This window comes from Acuticoccus kalidii (genome assembly GCF_021556395.1).
Taxonomy (GTDB): domain Bacteria; phylum Pseudomonadota; class Alphaproteobacteria; order Rhizobiales; family Amorphaceae; genus Acuticoccus; species Acuticoccus kalidii.
Window position 1 is genome coordinate 311,941 of the sequence record NZ_JAKGCS010000015.1, and the last position, 18,465, is coordinate 330,405.

Annotated in this window: 16 protein-coding genes; 9 read left to right on the plus strand and 7 right to left on the minus strand. The window is 67.0% G+C overall.

Features of this window, described 5'->3' with window-relative positions; genetic code table 11:
* Window positions 1–767: 767 nt before the first annotated feature.
* On the minus strand, window positions 768–3,122 hold the full coding sequence (locus L1787_RS09465; protein ID WP_235708556.1) for a pseudouridine synthase: 2,355 nt from the start codon (window positions 3,120–3,122) through the stop codon (window positions 768–770).
* Window positions 3,123–3,140: 18 nt separating this feature from the next.
* Here L1787_RS09465 and L1787_RS09470 point away from each other — a divergent pair, with 18 nt between their 5' ends.
* A complete protein-coding gene (locus L1787_RS09470; RefSeq protein WP_235708557.1) occupies window positions 3,141–3,578 on the plus strand; it encodes a nucleoside deaminase in 438 nt (145 codons plus the stop codon).
* Window positions 3,579–3,662: 84 nt separating this feature from the next.
* On the opposite strand, the gene L1787_RS09475 is transcribed toward L1787_RS09470, so the two are convergent.
* Entirely contained in the window at window positions 3,663–4,277 is a 615-nt protein-coding gene (locus L1787_RS09475; protein WP_235708558.1) for a CDP-alcohol phosphatidyltransferase family protein, read from the minus strand.
* A gap of 158 nt (window positions 4,278–4,435) precedes the next feature.
* On the opposite strand from L1787_RS09475, the gene apaG reads away from it, so the two are divergent.
* On the plus strand, window positions 4,436–4,828 hold the full coding sequence (gene apaG, locus L1787_RS09480; protein ID WP_235708559.1) for a Co2+/Mg2+ efflux facilitator ApaG/CorD: 393 nt from the start codon (window positions 4,436–4,438) through the stop codon (window positions 4,826–4,828).
* A 22-nt stretch (window positions 4,829–4,850) separates the two neighbouring features.
* On the opposite strand, the gene L1787_RS09485 is transcribed toward apaG, so the two are convergent.
* On the minus strand, window positions 4,851–5,264 hold the full coding sequence (locus tag L1787_RS09485; RefSeq protein ID WP_235708560.1) for a tellurite resistance TerB family protein: 414 nt from the start codon (window positions 5,262–5,264) through the stop codon (window positions 4,851–4,853).
* A 208-nt stretch (window positions 5,265–5,472) separates the two neighbouring features.
* Between L1787_RS09485 and L1787_RS09490 the strand changes: the two genes are divergently transcribed.
* Window positions 5,473–7,092 carry a lysine--tRNA ligase gene (locus tag L1787_RS09490; RefSeq protein WP_235708561.1) on the plus strand — a complete coding sequence of 540 codons (1,620 nt, stop codon included), beginning with the start codon at window positions 5,473–5,475 and terminating at the stop codon, window positions 7,090–7,092.
* A gap of 36 nt (window positions 7,093–7,128) precedes the next feature.
* Here the strand turns inward: L1787_RS09490 and L1787_RS09495 are convergent, their stop codons facing one another.
* Together L1787_RS09495 and L1787_RS09500 are read right to left on the minus strand one after the other, a co-directional pair.
* The gene (locus L1787_RS09495) at window positions 7,129–7,596 is read right to left on the minus strand and encodes a hypothetical protein (protein WP_235708562.1); all 468 of its coding nucleotides are present in this window, start codon (window positions 7,594–7,596) and stop codon (window positions 7,129–7,131) included.
* A gap of 154 nt (window positions 7,597–7,750) precedes the next feature.
* On the minus strand, window positions 7,751–8,860 hold the full coding sequence (locus tag L1787_RS09500; RefSeq protein ID WP_235708563.1) for a zinc-binding metallopeptidase family protein: 1,110 nt from the start codon (window positions 8,858–8,860) through the stop codon (window positions 7,751–7,753).
* A gap of 154 nt (window positions 8,861–9,014) precedes the next feature.
* Between L1787_RS09500 and L1787_RS09505 the strand changes: the two genes are divergently transcribed.
* From L1787_RS09505 to L1787_RS09520, 4 genes are all read left to right on the plus strand, one after another.
* Window positions 9,015–9,962, plus strand: a complete 948-nt coding sequence (locus L1787_RS09505; protein ID WP_235708564.1) for a TAXI family TRAP transporter solute-binding subunit — start codon at window positions 9,015–9,017, stop codon at window positions 9,960–9,962.
* Window positions 9,963–10,057: 95 nt separating this feature from the next.
* Window positions 10,058–11,848, plus strand: coding sequence for a TRAP transporter permease (locus tag L1787_RS09510; RefSeq protein ID WP_235708565.1), 1,791 nt, complete (start codon window positions 10,058–10,060; stop codon window positions 11,846–11,848).
* A gap of 45 nt (window positions 11,849–11,893) precedes the next feature.
* On the plus strand, window positions 11,894–12,880 hold the full coding sequence (locus L1787_RS09515; protein WP_235708566.1) for a calcium/sodium antiporter: 987 nt from the start codon (window positions 11,894–11,896) through the stop codon (window positions 12,878–12,880).
* A 105-nt stretch (window positions 12,881–12,985) separates the two neighbouring features.
* Window positions 12,986–14,020 carry an aspartate-semialdehyde dehydrogenase gene (locus L1787_RS09520; protein WP_235708567.1) on the plus strand — a complete coding sequence of 345 codons (1,035 nt, stop codon included), beginning with the start codon at window positions 12,986–12,988 and terminating at the stop codon, window positions 14,018–14,020.
* 119 nt (window positions 14,021–14,139) lie between these two features.
* On the opposite strand, the gene L1787_RS09525 is transcribed toward L1787_RS09520, so the two are convergent.
* A complete protein-coding gene (locus tag L1787_RS09525) occupies window positions 14,140–14,496 on the minus strand; it encodes a DUF952 domain-containing protein (RefSeq protein ID WP_235708568.1) in 357 nt (118 codons plus the stop codon).
* Window positions 14,497–14,722: 226 nt separating this feature from the next.
* Here L1787_RS09525 and L1787_RS09530 point away from each other — a divergent pair, with 226 nt between their 5' ends.
* On the plus strand, window positions 14,723–15,361 hold the full coding sequence (locus tag L1787_RS09530; RefSeq protein WP_235708569.1) for a S24 family peptidase: 639 nt from the start codon (window positions 14,723–14,725) through the stop codon (window positions 15,359–15,361).
* Window positions 15,362–15,376: 15 nt separating this feature from the next.
* Here L1787_RS09530 and L1787_RS09535 read toward each other — a convergent pair whose 3' ends face one another.
* Window positions 15,377–16,405, minus strand: coding sequence for a ligase-associated DNA damage response exonuclease (locus L1787_RS09535; RefSeq protein ID WP_235708570.1), 1,029 nt, complete (start codon window positions 16,403–16,405; stop codon window positions 15,377–15,379).
* Window positions 16,406–16,756: 351 nt separating this feature from the next.
* Here L1787_RS09535 and L1787_RS09540 point away from each other — a divergent pair, with 351 nt between their 5' ends.
* Window positions 16,757–18,448 (plus strand): glycine/sarcosine N-methyltransferase, encoded by a 1,692-nt coding sequence (locus tag L1787_RS09540; protein WP_235708571.1) that lies wholly within the window; start codon window positions 16,757–16,759, stop codon window positions 18,446–18,448.
* The last annotated feature ends 17 nt before the right edge of the window (window positions 18,449–18,465 follow it).

Below are 18,465 nucleotides of genomic sequence, written 5' to 3' on the forward strand. Positions count from 1 at the left end.
TCCGAGCAGGCCCTTCGGGGAACACTGCCCCCTTTGCCTGCGACACCATGGCGGGAGGCTCGAGGCGCGGTCATGGGGCCCGTCGCCACCTCGCCCCGTCACCCCGCGGGTTCAGCATGTCGGCCGGTCGGGGCGATCGTTCGAGCGACGCGGGCCGCCGGGTTGCCGCCACCGCCCAGGCGGCCGCCTCGTCCGACAGGCCGGCCCCGCCAGGCTTGCCTTCCAGACGCCCACCGGCGCGATCTGGAAAAATCCGCCGGGCGCACGGCGACCAACGACACCGCCGACATCATCGGCGATGATCGCCGTCCTTGGTCGACTTCGGAGCAATCCGATGGACGGTGGCTGCCCCTCAGCCGGCACTCCCTCGCGCCTCGGCCTGAGGAGCGGGCTCGATCATGGCGGTCAGGCGCCGCGTGGCGCCATCCGCTACGGGTTCAGCGCTTTGGCCGGATCGGGCGATCATTCGAGCGATGGGCCGCCGGGTTTGCCGCCACCGCTCGGGCGGCCGCCGCGTCCGACGGGTCGGGCACCGCCAGGCTTGCCTCCCGGCCGGCCGCCGGGGCGATCCGCAATAAATTCGTCCGACAAACGACCGCTGAACGGCATCACTTTTTTTGCCGAGGGATGTGCCATCCCGTGCGCAGCGTCGGAACGGCCCGGTTGACGGTCGCCGCCCTTCAGCCGGCGCGCCCTCGGGCGTCGGCCCCGCAGGTTCGGGGCCGAACATAGCGGTCAGGCGCCGCGTGGCGCCATCCGATAAGGGTTCAGTGCTTCGGCCGATCCGGGCGATCGTTCGAGCGACGCGGGCCGCCGGGTTTGCCGCCACCGCTCGGGCGGCCGCCACGTCCGACGGGTCGGGCGCCGCCAGGCTTGCCACCCGGCCGGCCACCCGCGCGATCTCCGCCAAACTTGCCGGAGGAACGCGCGCCGCCAACGGCACCGCCGGCTTTGCCCGACGGCCGATCACTGCCCCGACCGGCACCACCGGACTTGCCCGAAGGACGGTCGCCGCGGTCGGAGCCACCGAACTTGCCCGACGGCCGGTCGCCGCGATCTGAGCCGCCGAACTTACCCGAGGGACGATCGCCACGATCGGAGCCGCCGAACTTACCCGAGGGACGGTCACCGCGGTCGGAGCCACCGAACTTGCCCGACGGCCGGTCGCCACGATCTGAGCCGCCGAACTTACCCGAAGGGCGATCGCCACGATCAGAGCCGCCGAACTTACCCGAGGGACGGTCGCCACGGTCGGAACCGCCGAATTTGCCCGAGGGGCGGTCGCCGCGGTCTGAGCCGCCGAACTTGCCCGAGGGACGGTCGCCACGGTCTGAGCCGCCGAACTTGCCCGAGGGGCGGTCGCCGCGGTCGGAACCGCCGAACTTGCCCGACGGACGGTCGCCACGGTCGGAACCGCCGAACTTGCCCGAGGGGCGGTCGCCGCGGTCTGAGCCGCCGAACTTGCCCGAGGGACGGTCGCCACGGTCTGAGCCGCCGAACTTGCCCGAGGGGCGGTCGCCGCGGTCGGAACCGCCGAACTTGCCCGAGGGGCGGTCGCCACGGTCGGAACCGCCGAACTTGCCCGAGGGACGATCGCCGCGATCGGAGCCGCCGAATTTGCCCGAGGGGCGATCGCCGCGGTCGGAGCCGCCGAACCGGCCGGATGGGCGATCGGGCCGGTCACCGCGGGGACGGTCGCGGCGCTCGTCGCGATTCTCGTCGCGGGCGCCTGCGTTGTAATCGCGGCGCGGGCCGCGGTCGTCGCGGTCGGAGCGGCGCGGTCCGCCGTCGAAACCACCGGCTCGGGCGCGGGCCGGACGATCGCCGCCGCGCTGCTCGCCACGGTCGCGGTCGCCGCGCTCCCGATCGCGGCGGTCACGGGTATCGCCCCGGTCGTCGCGCTCTCGTTGCGGCTGATCGTCGTGCGCGCGCCATGGCGCCCTGTCGCCGATCGAGCGGCCTTCGTCATGGCGCCCGCCGCGGTCGTCCTCGCGCTGACGGAAGCGATCGGGACGCGGGCCGCGGGCGTCGTCGCGCGGACGCGCCTCGCCACGGGGCGGCCGGCGGTCGCCGCGCACCGGACGGTCGGACGATCCACCCTCGCGGCGGCGATCCGGCGCGCCGCGCCCTCCACGGGGGCCACCGGCGGCGCGGCCCTCGCCACGCTCATCGCGCGAACGATCGGCGCCATAACGCGGCCGCTCGCTCTGGCCGGAACGGCGCTCGCCGCGCCTTTCGTCGGTCACGAGCCCCCGCTCGCCCCGCTTGTGGGCGACGGCGACGCCGCGTGCCGGCGTGCTCTTGCGGCGCGGCGCGTCGGTGACGGGACCGTCGAAGTCGGCGGCGGCCTCCTCGGACAGACGCGGGCCGAGCTGCTCCTTGAGCTGGCGCGTCGGGATCTCCTTTACCTCGCCGCGCGGCAGTTCGCCGAGCTGGAAGGGGCCGAAGGAAATGCGGATGAGCCGGGTCACCTGGAGCCCCAGAGTGCCCAGCACGATCTTGACCTCGCGGTTCTTGCCTTCCGACAAGGCGACCGTCACCCACGCATTGTCGCCGGTCACGCGATCGAGCGTCACCTCGATGGGGCCGTAGAGGATCCCGTCGACGACGGTTCCCTCGCGCAGCTCCTTGAGCTTCTCCTCGTCGATATCGCCGTGCACCCGGGCGCGATACTTGCGCGTCCAGCCAGTCGCCGGCAATTCGAGGACACGGGCGAGGCCACCGTCATTGGTGAGGATCAGGAGACCTTCGGTGTTGATGTCGAGACGGCCGACGGTGACGACCCGCGGCAAGGTGGAGGGCAGCGCCTCGAACACCGTCGCGCGGCCTTCCGGGTCGCGGTTGGTGGTGACGAGCCCCTTCGGCTTGTTGAACAGCCACGCCCGCGTGCGCAGACGCTGCGGCAAGGGCGCACCGTCGACCTCGATGGCATCCGCCGAGGTCACGACGACGGCGGGCGTCGTCAGCGTTTCGCCATTGACGGCGACGCGGCCTTCGGCGATCAGCACCTCCGCCTCACGGCGCGAAGCGAGGCCGGCTCGCGCAATCACCTTGGCGACCCGCTCGCCTTGCGCTTTCATCTCGTCCGTGTCGGTCACGCGCTCGTCGTCGGAAGTGGGCATTCTCGTGGATCAATCCTGATGTCGTTCATGGAGAAAGCGCTCGCCGAGGCCCGACTGGCCGGCGCGCGCGGTGAGGTCCCCGTGGGGGCCGTGATCGTGAAGGATGGCGAAATCATCGCCGCGGCCGGCAACCGCACCGTCGCCGATGCCGACCCCACCGCTCACGCCGAAATCCTCGCCCTCAGACAAGCCGCCGGACGGCTACGGTCCGAGCGGCTCACCGATTGCGATCTATACGTGACCTTGGAGCCGTGCGCCATGTGTGCCGGCGCGATTGCGTTGGCAAGGATCCGCCGAATTTATTTCGGTGCGTCGGACCCGAAAGGCGGCGCGGTCGACCATGGGCCGTGCCTCTTCTCCCAGCCGACCATCCACCATCGGCCGGAAATCTATGGCGGCTTCGCCGAGCGGGAGGCTGCCGCGCTGCTGCTCGATTTTTTCAAGACGCGTCGATGACGCCATCGTGATGCCGCGCCCGGCGCCGGCGGCGACCGGGTCCACCATGCGGCAAGGGCGGAAGCCGGCGGCCAAGCGAGGCGGTCAGCTATCCTCGCCGAGAAGGGCCCAGACGAGGACGATGCGCGCCGCGGCCGAGACGAAGCAGACGATCGCGAAGGCGAGCGCGATCGGGGAAAAGAACGCCGGGAAGATCGTCATCGCGACGAAGACGCCGATCGTCTCCGCCCCCTCGGCAATGCCGGCGAAATAATAGATCCCCTTCCGGCCCTGAACGGCCGTCGTGATCCCGCGCTTGGCCGCGATCGCGGAGAAGCCCAGGAAGGTCGCGCCGTTGGCGTAGAAGCTCGCGAGGAGGATCGCGGCGGGAAGCGCGTATGCGATCGGGTCGTGGAACGCGAAGGCGAGCGGGACAGCGCCGTAAAACAGAAAGTCGAAGACGATATCGAAATAGGCGCCGCGATCGGTCGCCTCTGTGCGCCGCGCGATCGCGCCGTCGAGCCCATCGGCGAGGCGATTGAGGAGGATGAGGAGGAGGGCGAGCCAAAAGATGCCGGCGCCGATCGCGAAGGCGGCGGCCAGGCCGACCAAAAGGCCGGCGAAGGTCACCTGATCGGCCGAGAGGCCGAACCTGATCGCGCGGCGCGCCAAGCGGTCGAGCGGTGGGTCGATCAGTGGTCTGAGCTGTGAGTCGAACATCGATCCTCGTCCATCCGGCCGCAAGGCCCCGACACGGCCCGGCCGGGTAACCGAATTTTCTCAACGTCCGAACGGTGGCGGTGCAACAAAGACACCGCTGTTCGGTTATCCTATTTCAAATCGAGGGCCACGAGACGTGGCGAATTTGGACGGACCCGATGTACCGGAAGGTAACGCACGACATCGAAGTGACGGTCGAACCGAGCTTCATGCCGGAACATTCATCGCCCGAGAAGCGCCGCTTCGTCTGGGCCTATGAGATCGAGATCCGCAATCTTGGTCCGGATACGGTGCGCCTGCGCAACCGGCATTGGATGATCACCGACGCGAACGGCGAAATCGAGGAGGTGCGCGGCGCCGGCGTCGTCGGCGAGCAGCCCACGTTGGAGCCGGGGTCGAGCTTTCGCTACACCTCCGGCTGCCCGCTCGCCACCTCCTCCGGCATCATGGTCGGCGATTACGAGATGGAGCGCGAGACGGGCGAGCGATTCTTCGTCGACATCCCGGCCTTTTCGCTCGATCTGCCGAACCACCGGCCGACGGTGAATTGACGCCGGCCGCCCGGTCCGCGCGTCAGATGCGGCGATGACGGGCGCGGGCGCCCCGTTCGATCGCCGCGACAATCAGCTTTTCGAGCTCGAGCTTGTCGCGCAGCATCTGGAGAAAACGCAGCTCTTCCTGCTGGATGCGAAGATCGGCCGCGGCCACCTCGACCGCGAGGGCATAGGCGGTTTCGTAAAGCGTCTTCGGCGTGCAGGTCGCGATGAGGTCGAGAACGGTGTCAAGCCCGTCATCCTCCTGGAGGATCTCGCCGCAGGTTTCCGCGAGGGTGACCAGGCGGTCGGAATCGAAGTCCCGAAAGACCGGCAGCGACTCGACGATTTCACCGATGCGGCGGAGCTCGGCATCGGTCATCGTCCGGTCGACGGCCGAAATCGTGACCATGGCGAACACGAGGGCTTCGTGATGCGAGATAGGCTGTTCCATCGAGACTTCCGCGTCCTTCGCTGATCTTGCGCCTTTAGCACTCATGTGCGGCCACGGCCAATGCTTTGACGCAATCCCCTTTCGACCAGCCCCATTCCGATTTCATCGTGCGCGGCAAAATAAATGGGCCGAGGGCTTGTCATCGGCCGCGCCAGGCGCGAGGTCGTTGCGCGACGATACATCCTTCCCAAACGGAAAGCGGACGATCATGACGGCGAAGACGGTGGCGGCGGACGAGCGCGAGCGAGGTGCGCGACTGGGCGCATTCCAGGAGTTCGCACAGTCGGCCAAAGCCTGGCCATTCGAGGAGGCGCGCAAGGTGATCGCCCGCCTCGGTGATGCTCCGCGCGGGGTCGTCTTCGAGACGGGTTATGGTCCGTCCGGCCTTCCCCATATCGGCACGTTCGGCGAGGTCGCGCGCACGACGATGGTGCGCAACGCCTTCATCGCGCTGACCGGCGGGACGATCCCCACCCGGCTCATCGCGTTTTCGGACGACATGGACGGGCTCCGCAAGGTGCCGGGGAACCTGCCCAATCAGGCGATGCTCGGCGAATATCTCGGCCGTTCGCTGACCGAGGTGCCCGACCCGTTCGGCACGCACGAAAGCTTCGCCCACCACAACAACGCCCGCCTGCGCGGCTTTCTCGATTCGTTCGGCTTCGAATACGAGTTCATGAGCGCGACGGAGGCCTACCGCTCCGGCCGCTTCGACGAGGCGCTGCTCGCGACCTTGCGCGCCTATGACGATGTCATGGCGATCATGCTGCCGACGCTCGGCGCCGAGCGGCAGGCGACCTATTCGCCCTTCCTGCCTATCCACCCGAAGACGCGCATCGTCTGCCAGGTGCCGATCATCGCGCGCGACGTCGAGGCCGGAACGATCACCTGGACCGACGAGGCCGGCGAAACGTTCGAGACCCCGGTCACTGGCGGCGCGGCGAAGCTGCAATGGAAGCCCGACTGGGCGATGCGCTGGACCGCGCTCGGCGTCGATTACGAGATGGCGGGCAAGGATCTCATCGATTCCGTTCGCCAGTCGAGCCGGATCTGCAAGGCGATCGGCGGGCGGCCGCCGGAAGGCTTCAATTACGAGCTTTTCCTCGACGAGAACGGCGAGAAGATCTCGAAGAGCCGCGGCAACGGCCTTTCGGTGGAGGAGTGGCTCGACTACGCCTCGCCCGAGAGCCTCGCCCTCTTCATGTATCAGAAGCCGAAGACGGCGAAGCGCCTGTTCTTCGACGTGATCCCGAAGGCGGTCGACGAATATTACAGCTTCGCCGGCAAGTACGCGGACGAGGCGCCCGAAAAGAAGATCGAGAACCCGGTCTGGCACATTTCCGGTGCGGCCGAGACGGCGGCGACCGTGCCGATCGCGTTCGCCATGCTGCTCAATCTCGTCTCCGCCTCGAACGCGCAGGAGCGGTCGGTGCTGTGGGGCTTCATCTCCCGCTATGCGCCGGACGCGACGCCGGAGACCGAGCCCGAGCTCGACAAGCTCGTCACCCACGCCCTCACATATTATCGCGATTTCGTGCTGCCCTCGAAGGTCTACCGCCCCGCGACCGACGTGGAGCGGACGGCGCTGCTGGAGCTGTCGGAGCGGCTGAAGGGCATGGACGGGGCGAGCGCCGAGGCCATCCAGGACGAGGTCTATGCCGTCGGAAAGGCGCACTTCCCGGTGCTTCGGGAGTGGTTCGGCGCGCTCTATCAGGTGCTTCTCGGCCAGGAGCAGGGGCCGCGCTTCGGCTCGTTCGTGGCGCTCTATGGTGTCGAGGAGACGCGCACCATGATCGCCGAGGCGCTGGCGCGCGACGCCGCGGCCTGATGACAAGCCGGGCGCCCGCGCCCGGCCACGTCGGCCTCAGGACAACAGGTCGCTCAAGGTCCAGTTCTGGGCGATGATGTTGGTGACCATCAGCTCGCCGGACGGATTGTCGGCCCGCAGCGTGTACAAAAGCCGCTGCGGCGCACCGAAATTCGAGAAGGTCACGACGACGAAATACGTCTCGTCGACCTGCGGAATGTCGGGGTCGGCCGCGATCTCGAGCTCGGTGATCTCGAAATCCTGCGCGTCATAGAGGAAGTCGAACTCGATCGTCGCGGAGGCGAGGCGGCTCGTCACCGACGGGTCGAAGAAGCGCGCGGCGATCCGCGGGGCGAGGTAGATCGGCGTGCCGTCCGCCTCGAGAAGGGCCGCATGGGCGGCGTAAAGCGCGGAGACGACGGCCACCGCATCGTTCGTCGACTGGGCCTCGGCCCGGTTCGACCAGGCGGGCACGGCCGCCAACAGAGCCAGCGCGAACGCCGCGCTCTTCAACAATCCACACACGTCTTCCGCTCCTACGTGGCGACCGAGGGGATCGGCCGCCCAGGCCCGACGGGCCCGCCACTACGCCGAAACGGCCCGGAGTCTGGCTCCCGGCCGCACGCTATGTTCGGCGCGGCGGCCGAGCCGCCGTTCCGGCCACCTCAAGTGGGGACGGTCAAGGCCGGATGGAAGGTTGGTCGTGCATCGCAATTTCGTTACGGGCCGCCCGTGCGGCAGAGGCGCGCGCGGCGCGGATCAGATCGTGGATGAAGCCGAGCTTCTCTTCGACGGGCGTCGATAGGACGAACGGGTAGAGATCCGGCTGTCCCATCGAGCGGTTGATCGCGTTCATCGCCACCGTCAGCGGCACCCAGGAGGCGATCAGATCGGCCTCCGTCCCCTCCACATAGGGATCGTATCTGACTTCGCCGCCTTCACCGAGATGGGCGACGTGAAGGCCGAACGCCGCCGCCGTCTCCAGCGAATCGACGATGTGGCAATAGTGGGCGAAGGTCTCGGCGAAATCCTCCCACGGGTGGGCGGTGGCGTAGGTCGAGATGAAGCTGTTCTGCCAGTCGGGCGGCGCGCCTTCGCTATAATGGCGCTGGAGCGCGGCGGCATAATCCTCCCGCTCGTCGCCGAACAGGGCGCGGAAGTCCGCCTCGCGGCCCTGATCGGCGACGAGGCGATCCCAATAATAGTGGCCGATCTCGTGGCGGAAGTGGCCGACGAGGGTGCGATAGGGCTCGTTCATCTCGGTGCGCCGGCGCTCGCGCTCGGCATCGTCGCCCTCGGCGATGTTGATGGTGATGAGGCCGTCGGCGTGGCCGGTCATGTGCTGCTTGACCGAGCCGTCGGGCAGCACTTCGTCGGCGAGGAAGGAGAAGGCGAGGCCGCGGGCCGGATCCTCCTCCATGGTCGGCATCGGAAGCCGCCAGCGAATGAGCGAATAGAACATCACCCGCTTGGCCGCCTCGAGCGCGCGCCACAGCTCCGCGGCGTGCGGGTCGGCGAGGTTGGGGATCATCTTGTTGTGGCGGCAGGACAGGCAGAGCGTCTCCGGCTCGCTCGCCGGGACGAGCCAGTTGCAGGCCGAATGCGAGATGTTGGCACACACACGAAAGACGATGCCGGGATCGTCGGGTGCGCGCCAATCCTCGCCGTCGGGGGCGGACAGCATGATGGCGCGCGCCGGCTCGAAGCCGAGATGTGCGTTGCAGTGCACGCAGCGCGTGTTGGCGAAATAGACCTCGTTGCCGCAGGTCTGACAGGTGAAGCGCTTCATATCGTGTTGTCGCCCCGATCAAAGGCTGATGGCCATCCAACGCCGTAGAACACGGGAGCGTTCAACGGCGCCTTGCTTTGTTCGCACGAGCCTGCGAAATCGCACCCAGTCGATCGGCGGCGCCGATCGGATAAGGGACAACAGGGAGGGATCCATGCGTCTGTCGATCATCGCTGCGGCGGTTGCCGCGCTCGCACTGTCCGCGCACGGTGCCGACGCGCAAACGCGCGTCACCTACAAGTCCGCAAAGTCCGGTTCGTCCTATTATCAGATGGGCGTGCAGCTCGCCGAGGCCATGAAGGCCGCCGGCGACGTCTCCGTCACGATCGAGGAGAGCCAGGGCTCGGTCCAGAACGTGATGGAAGCGGGCGTGCGCGGCGGCGACTATGTGTTCACCGCTCCGCCCGCGCTCGCCTCCGCCGCGCGTGCCGGCACGGGCCCCTTCGAGGCGCGCCCCAACCCGAAATTCGCCGAGATCCGCGCGCTCTTCCCGATCCCGTCCCTCACGATGCACTTCGTCGCCCGCTCCGACGCGGGGATCGGCTCGCTCGCCGACCTCGAAGGCAAGACGCTGCTCCTCGGCAAGGGCTCGTTCGGCGCCAGCGAAGGTGAAAAATATGTCGAGCTCTTCGGCCTCGACGGCAAGGTGAACATCGCCGACGCCGAGCTGTCCAACGCCGTCGCGGCGCTCAAGAACGGCCAGATCGACGCGTTCGTGACCGCCGGCTCCTTCCCCGCCCCCAACGTGATCGAAGCGGCCGCCGGCACCGGCGTCACGGTCATCTCGATGAGCGACGACCAAGTCGCCGAGACCGGCCGCACCCGCCTCGTGATCCCCGCCGGGACCTATGCCGGCCAGGAGGAGGACGTCGTCACCACATCGCTTCCCGTCGTCGCCTTCACCACCACCGCGATGGACGACGAAACGGCCTACGCGCTGACGAAGACCTTCTGGGAGCAGAAAGAGAAGCTCGGCGAGACCGCGCGCTGGTGGAACGGCGTCGACCCGGCGATGCTCGACAGCATCGAAGGCCCGATCCACGCCGGCGCCCTGAAATATTATGACGAGGCCGGCATCGCGGTTCCCGACACCGCGCGCTGATCGGAGCCACACGTGACACGCCACCCCACCGTCCCCGCCGGCGCACACCGCGCCGGCGCCCTCCTCTATCGTGCACCGCATCGCAAGGCGGCACGATGACCTCACTCGACGGTGTGGTGACCCCGCTCGATCGCGCGGGGCCCGGGCGCGCGATCTGGATCGCGCTCGGTGCGCTCACGATCGGCTTCCATCTCTGGCTCGTGATCTCGGGCCTCACGCCGGCGCTCATCGCACGGCCGATCCATATGGCGCTCGCGCTGCCGTGGATCTTCCTCTTCGTGCGCGGCTTCAGCCGGACCGGGCTCGTGCTCACGATCGTCGGCGTCGCCGCCTGTCTCTATATCGCGATCAACAACCAGGCCCTCGGCGACCAGTACGGGATGCTTTACGGGCGGGAGCAATATGTCGTCGCCTTCGTGCTCCTCGGCATCGTCCTCGAAATGGCGCGACGGGCGATCGGCTGGCCGCTGCCGCTGGTGGCGCTGATCGCGCTGCTCTACGCCTTCTTCGGCCAGTATATCCCGGGTGAGTTCGGCCACGCCGGTTTGCCGCCGATGAGCCTTCTCGGCACCCTCGTCATCGCCGAGGGCGGGCTCTGGGGCGAATTGACCGGCATCTCGGTGGGTGTCGTCGCCGTGTTCGTGATCTTCGGCGCGGTGCTCAATGCCGGCGAGGCGGGCCAGGGGTTCATGAACCTCGCCTCCTCCGCCGCGGGCCGCCTGCGCGGCGGCGCGGCCAAGGTCTCCGTCCTCTCCTCCGCGCTGTTCGGCTCGATCTCGGGGTCGGCCTCGGCGAATGTCGCTTCGACCGGCGCGGTCACGCTGCCGGCCATGCGGCGGCTCGGCTATCCGCGTCCGCTCGCCGGCGCGGTGGAGGCGGTCGCCTCCTCGGGCGGGCAGATCATGCCGCCGCTGATGGGCGCCGGCGCCTTCGTCATGGTGGAGCTGACGGGCATCCCCTATTCGACGATCATGGTCGCCGCGCTGCCGCCGGCGCTCCTCTATTTCTTCACCGTCTGGATCGGCATCGACGCGTTCGCGACGCGCTATCGCCTCGCCGGTCTCCCGGCCGAGGAGCGCCCCGGCCCGCGCGATGTCATCGTCACGTCCTGCTTCTTCCTGGTGCCGTTCACGATCCTCCTCGTCGGCATGTTCGGCTATGGGCTCACGCCGCAATATGCGGCGACCTTCGCGATCTTCGCCGGCTTCCTCCTCCTCTTCACCGACGGACGGCTGACGCTCGATCTCGGCCGCACGGCGCGTCGCCTCGCGAACGCGGCGCTGACGGCGGGCGAGCAGGTCGCGGTGATCGCCTCGGTGATCCTGTGCGCGTCGATCGTGGTCGGCGTGCTCGGCATGACGGGGCTCGGCGTGAAGGTGACGTCGCTGATCCTGTCGGGCTCCTCGGGCCTCGTCTGGCCCGCGCTCCTCCTGACCGCCCTCGCCTGCCTCATTCTCGGCATGGAGGTTCCGACGACGGCGGCCTACGTGATCTGCGTGTCCGTCGCCGGCCCGGCGCTCATCGAGCTCGGCCTGGAGCCGCTCCAGGCGCATCTTTTCGTCTTCTGGTACGCGCTCTTATCGACCATCACGCCGCCGGTCTGCGGGGCGGTGTTCATCGCCGCCGGCATGGTCGAGGCGCCGTGGCTTCGCGTCGCGGGAGCGGCGATGGCGCTGGGGGTGGGGCTTTACCTCGTGCCGCTCGCAATGGTCGCGAATCCGGCGCTGATTTCCCTCGGCGAGACGCCCGTCTTCACGATCCTCGCGGTGGTGAAGGTCGCCCTCGGCCTCGCCGCGATTTCGTGGGGCACGATCGCAAAAGGGCGCGCGCTCCTTCGCGCCGCCCTTGTGGTTGGCGGGCTCGCCATCATCTTGTGGAGCATCTAACGGCGTTCGGGATCCCTCGCGCCGTCGCCCTCCCGAGAGTTTCTTATGCCCTTCCTCGAACTCGCGATCGGTCTCGTCCTCCTTCTTGCGGGTGGTGAAGCCCTCGTTCGCGGTTCGGTCGTGGTTGCCACCCGGCTCGGCGTGTCACCGCTCGTCATCGGCCTCACCCTCGTCGGCTTCGGCACCTCGATGCCGGAACTCGTCGCGAGCGTGCAGGCCGCCCTCGTCGGCGCGCCGGGTATCGCGATCGGCAACATCATCGGCTCCAACATCGCCAATATCCTGCTGATCCTCGGCATCTCGGCGCTGATCCTGCCGGTCGCCGCGTCGAGCGCCGTCCTCAAGCGGGACGGGGTGATGCTGTTCGCCGTCTCGATGCTGATGTTCGGCATCGTGGTCTCGGGGACGCTGGAGCGCTGGTTCGGCGTCGTCCTCATCACCGCGCTCGCGATCTACACGATCGCCTCGTTCATCCTCGACTCGCGACGGCAGAAGAACGCGGCGGATGCGGCCGTGGAGGCGGAGATCGGGGAGAGCATCGCCGAGTTCGGCTGGCCGCGCAGCATGGCGACCGCGGGCGTCCTCACCGTCGCGGGCATCGCCGGCGTGATCTTGGGCGCGGATTTCCTGGTCGATTCGGCGGTGAAGCTCGCGGAGCTCGCCGGAATCTCGCAGGCGGTGATCGGGCTCACCATCGTCGCGATCGGCACCTCGCTGCCGGAGCTCGCGACGAGCGTCATCGCGGCGATCCGCCGCCAGGGCGACGTCGCGCTCGGCAACGTCATCGGCTCCAACATCTTCAACATTCTCGGCATCGCCGGCGCGACGGCGATCGTCACGCCGATCCCGATCCCGGCCCAGATCATCGATCTCGACGTCTGGGTCATGCTGTTGTCGGCGGTGCTTCTCGTCGCCTTCGCGGCGACGGGTCGCGGCATCAGCCGGCGCGAGGGGGCGATCCTCGTCGTGTGCTATGGGCTTTATCTCGGACTTCAGTTCTCGCCGACGGCACGGGCCTTTATCGGAATTTGATCCTCCGGGACCGGATTCGGCAAAAAATCCCGCTTCGGATTGGACAAGCCCCCCTCTCCGCGCCTATGTGACCGCCACACTCACATGCGCATAAAGGGTATTGGGATGGGCTTCCACGTGGCGGTCGTCGGTGCGACGGGCAACGTCGGCCGCGAGATCCTCGACATTTTGGCCGAGCGCGGCTTTCCCGCGGACAAGGTGACGGCGCTCGCGTCGCGCCGGAGCCAGGGGACCGAAGTCTCCTTCGGCGACACGACGCTCAAATGCGAAGCCCTCGAGACCGCCGATTTCTCCACCGTGGACATTTGCCTGATGTCCGCCGGCGGTGACGTGTCGCGCGAGTGGGCACCCAAGATCGGCAGGGCCGGCGCCGTGGTGATCGACAACTCGTCCGCCTTCCGCATGGATCCGGACGTGCCGCTCATCGTGCCGGAGGTGAATGCCGACGCGGTGACCGGCTTCACGAAGAAGAACATCATCGCCAACCCGAACTGCTCGACCGCGCAGCTCGTCGTGGCGCTGAAGCCGATCCACGACCGGGCGCGGATCAAGCGCGTCGTCGTCGACACCTACCAGTCCGTTTCGGGCGCCGGTAAGGAGGCGATGGACGATCTCTTCGCCCAGACGCGGGCCGTCTTCGTGTCCGACACGGTGGAATCGAAGAAGTTCCCGAAGCGGATGGCCTTCAACCTCATTCCCCATATCGACACCTTCATGGAAGACGGGTCGACCAAGGAGGAATGGAAGATGGTCGTGGAAACGAAGAAAATCCTCGACCCGAAGATCAAGCTCTTCGCCACCTGCGTGCGCGTCCCCGTGTTCATCTCTCATTCAGAGGCGGTGAACCTCGAGCTCGAAGAGCCGCTGTCGGCCGAGGAGGCCCGTGACATCCTGCGCGAGGCCCCCGGTTGCCTGGTGATCGATAAGCACGAGCCCGGCGGCTACATCACGCCCTACGAGGCGGCCGGCGAGGATGCGACCTATATCAGCCGGATTCGTGAAGATCCGACGATCGAGAACGGCCTGTCGATGTGGGTGGTCGCGGACAATCTGCGCAAGGGCGCGGCCCTCAATGCGGTGCAGATCGCCGAGCTTCTCGTGAACCGGAAGCTCCTCAAGTCGGCGGCGGCGGCGGCCTGAACGGCCAAACTGCGCCAAAATGTCGCGATCGTGGCCGCACCGGACGTTTCGATGCCGGTGCGGCCCGTCGCATGCGTTTTGCAGAAAAGTTTAGATCTCGTCTCGTTCCGAGATAACAATTATTCCATATCCGGCCACGTCGGCGGCGCCCAATTCTCGCGCTGGTCGGGAACAGGCAAGATCATCGACACGTCGTCTCGGGTGAGTGCACGGTAAAGGTGTGGGAACAATTGACCACCCCGCGAAATCTCCCAGGTGAGCGCCTCACCCAATCGCGATATCGGGCACTGGGCGACAAAAATGCTAGCCTCGCCGGCGAAATGCTTGGTCAGCGTGCCCGAAAGCTGGTCCTTCGTGGACAGATGCACAAATCCATCCCGCAGATCGTCGTTTGACCCGTCAAACCGGCCAGTGGTCGCGAAAATGGCCAGTTCTCCTGCCCGTAAGATTTTATATGTCTGGCGCTCGTCCGCCATAGGATCTCCCCTCGCAGATCCGCATCCCGCCATAGGCGGCAAGGATGCAGTTAGGCATTCCATCACATCACAACCTGTGTTAAAGCACGCAATACGGGTGGATCGAAGCGATCGCCCCGATATTCCGGTCTGAGAGACAAAATCCGATCTTCTTTGCCTGCCGCGCTGTACGTGATTTTTAGCGCTCTGGCGTGATCGTCGGAGTCGAGGAATTGGGAGGAAGCGAATGCTTTCCCACGACGAAGTCTGGACCGCGATCGACGCACTTGCCGACAAGAACGGACTCTCCCCCTCCGGCCTTGCCAGACGATCCGGTCTCGACCCAACCACGTTCAATAAATCCAAGCGGTTCGCTCCGGACGGCCGGCCGCGCTGGCCGTCGACGGAGTCGATTTCCAAGATTCTGAAGGCGACCGAGACGTCGATCAGCGAGCTGTTCGGCGTCGAGCGCAGCGGCGGCCCCGGCGCACCCGATCTCGCGATTCCGCTCCTCGGGCATGCCCATGCCGGGTTCGAGCCCCATGCGGACACCGCCACCGGCCCGTCCACCTTGCCGCTGCCGGCGCGCATCATCAGCTTTCCCGACCGTCGACACGAGCCGCTTTATGCGCTGTCGGTCGTGGGCGATTCCATGCAGCCGCTCTACCGCGATGGCGACATCCTCTTCATCTCGACCAATGCCGTCACGCGGCCGGGCGACCGGGTGGTCGTCAAGCTGCGCAACAGCGACGTCATGGTGAAGCTGTTGAAGGATGATTCGGGCGACCAGCTCAGCTTCCACGCGGTCAACCCCGATCACCCGGACGTCTCGTTCTCGACCGAGAACGTCGAATGGATGGCGAAGATCGTCTACGCGACGCAGTAAGCGCGCGGCGCGGTCTCACTCGGCCGACAAGTCGGCCTCTCCGTCGTCTCCGTCCCCATAGCCGAGAAGCCGCAGCGGGCGCGCGTCGATCCCTTCGTTCGCCGCCCAGTGGCACAGCGCGTCCTCTTGGCCGTGCGTCACCCACACGGCCTCCGCCCCGGTCTCGACGATGGTGGTGCACAGGTCTTCCCAATCGCCGTGGTCCGAGATCACGAGGGGGAGCTCGACGCCCCGCTGGCGCGCCCGTGCGCGCACCCGCATCCAGCCGGAGGCGAACGCCGTCACCTGATCGCCGAAGCTCTGCGCCCAGCGATCCGCCAATGCGGAGGGCGGGGCGAGGATGATCTCGCCGGCGAGGGATTTCCGGTCGACGCCCTTCACCGGATGAAGCGTCCCGAAATCGCAGCCACCCGCGATATAATGATCGGTCAGCCGCTGCAGCGCGCCATGGAGATAGATCGGCCGATCGTACCCGGCCTGCCGGATCAGCGCGAGAACCCGCTGCGCCTTGCCGAGCGCGTATGCGCCGACGAGATGTGGCCGCTCGGGGAAAAGCCGCGTCGACTGCACCAGCTTTTCGATCTCGCTTTCGGCGTCGGGATGCCGGAAGACCGGCAACGCGAAGGTCGCCTCGGTCACGAAGAGATCGCACCGCACGAGCTCGAACGGCGCCGCCGTCGGGTCGGTCTGCCGCTTATAGTCGCCGGAGACGACGGCGCGCCGCCCACGATGCTCGATCAGGATCTGGGCCGATCCGCGCACGTGGCCCGCCGGATGCAGGCTCACGCGCACATCGTTCACCGGGATGGCCTCGCCATAGGGCGCGCCCTGGCGCCGATCGGTGAAGTCCTCGCCATAGCGCACCGCCATGATGGCGAGCGTCTCCTCCGTCGCGAGCACGCTGCCATGGCCGCGCCGTGCGTGATCGGCGTGGCCATGCGTGATCACGGCGCGCGGCACTGGCCGGACGGGATCGATGTGGAAATCGCCCGGCGGACAATAAAGGCCCTCCGGGGTCAAGATCAGTGTGGGGTCCAAGGCCATGTTCGGAATGTAGGACGCAACATCAGAAAAAGTACCGCTTTCCGCGGGTTTCAGACCGTTTCTGAGAACATCATTGAAATGTCGTCGTCGGTGGTTAGGATGCGCCCAACTCACGACGCGCGTGGTTCGCTCTCGCCGCCTGTCTTTTTGACGTGAGGTTGGCGGCTCCGGCTCCGGCTGGCGAGCGATTTTCCGAGGGCCCCATCCACGGCCCTCTCCTGCCGGTGCACCCTGCGCCGCTTAGCCATGCGCCCATGAAATTTGCCTGCGGGGCCGAGAGGACGTTCCAGCGTCCGCTCGTATCCTCATTGGCCAACCGCGCGGGAGAACCGCGCAAAGGAGGACCCATTCATGACTGAGGCCCGGACCGAAAGCCGCAACGCCGACCTTCAGATGCAGAGCCAAGTCTATGGCGACGACCCGCTCGGCGATCGGGATACCGACCACTATCGCAACGAATATATCATGTCCTTCGTCGATAAGTGGGACGAGCTGATCGACTGGAAGGCCCGCGCCCAGAGCGAGGGTCAGTTCTTCATCGACATTCTCCGCGCCCGCGGAAAAGAATCGGTGCTCGACGTCGCGACCGGCACCGGATTTCACTCCGTCAGCCTCACCGAGGCCGGCTTTCAGGTGACCTCCGCCGACGGCTCGGCCGCGATGCTCGCCAAGGCCTTCACCAACGCCACGGCGCGCGGCCTCATCATGAAGACCGTGCAGGCCGACTGGCGCTGGCTCAATCGGGACATCAATGGCAAGTATGACGCCATCATCTGTCTCGGCAACTCGTTCACCCACCTGCACGACGAGTCCGACCGCCGCCGCGTCCTTGCCGAGTTCTATGCCGCGCTCAAGCACGACGGCATCCTGATCCTCGACCAGCGCAACTACGATCAGATGCTCGACCACGGGTTCTCGTCGAAGCACAAGTTCTACTATTGCGGCGATCAGGTCACCGCGGAGCCGGCCCACATCGACGAGGGCCTCCTGCGGATGCAGTACAACTTCCCGGACGGGTCCGAGTACACGCTCAACATGTGCCCGATCCGTAAGAATTATACGCGCCGCCTGCTGCACGAGGCCGGCTTCCAGCGCGTCCGCACCTACGGCGACTTCCAGGAAACGTACCAGGAAGCCGAACCGGACTTCTTCGTCCATGTCGCCGAGAAGTCGGCGATGAAGATCGCGAAGTGGGGCGGCGTCCTCGCCGAGGGCGAGACCGATATCCGCGACGTCACCGAGACCTATTACGACAGTGACGACGCCGATACGTTCTATTTCACGATCTGGGGCGGTGAAGACCTTCACGTCGGTCTCTACGACAACACGAAGAACATCCGCGAGGCGAGCGACACCACCGTCGACACGATGGCGGACCGGCTCCCCAATCTCGGCCCCGACGCCCGCGTCATCGACTTCGGCGCCGGCTATGGCGGCGCGATGCGGCGCCTCGTGAAGCGCACCGGCTGCTCGGCCGTCTGCCTCAACATCTCCGACACGCAGAACGACCGCAATCGCCACCACATCCGCCGTGCGGGTCTCGCCGACAAGATCTCGGTGAAGCACGGCGTGTTCGAGAACGTGCCGGAAGAGGACGAGAGCTTCGACGTCGTCTGGAGCCAGGACGCGATCCTGCACTCGGCGGACCGCGCGAAGGTCCTCGAAGAGGCCTACCGGGTGCTGAAGCCGGGCGGCTACATGATCTTCACCGACCCGTGCCAGGCGGACGATGTGTCCCCGAGCGATCTCAAGCCGGTCTACAACCGTCTGCAGCTCAACGATCTCGGCTCCAAGCGCTTCTATCGCGAGGCGGCCGAAGCGGCGGGCTTCACGACGATCGCGCAGGAGGAGCAGACTCACAATCTGCGCGCCCACTATGCCCGCGTCCTCGAAGAGCTGACGGCGAACGCCGACAAGCTGCGCGACAATGGCGTGTCCGCCGGCTACATCGAGAACATGGCGGTCGGCCTCGACCATTGGGTGAAGGCCGCCGATGCCGGGAATCTCTGGTTCGGCATCAACATCTTCCAGAAGCCGGCCTGATCGACGATTCGGCCGCT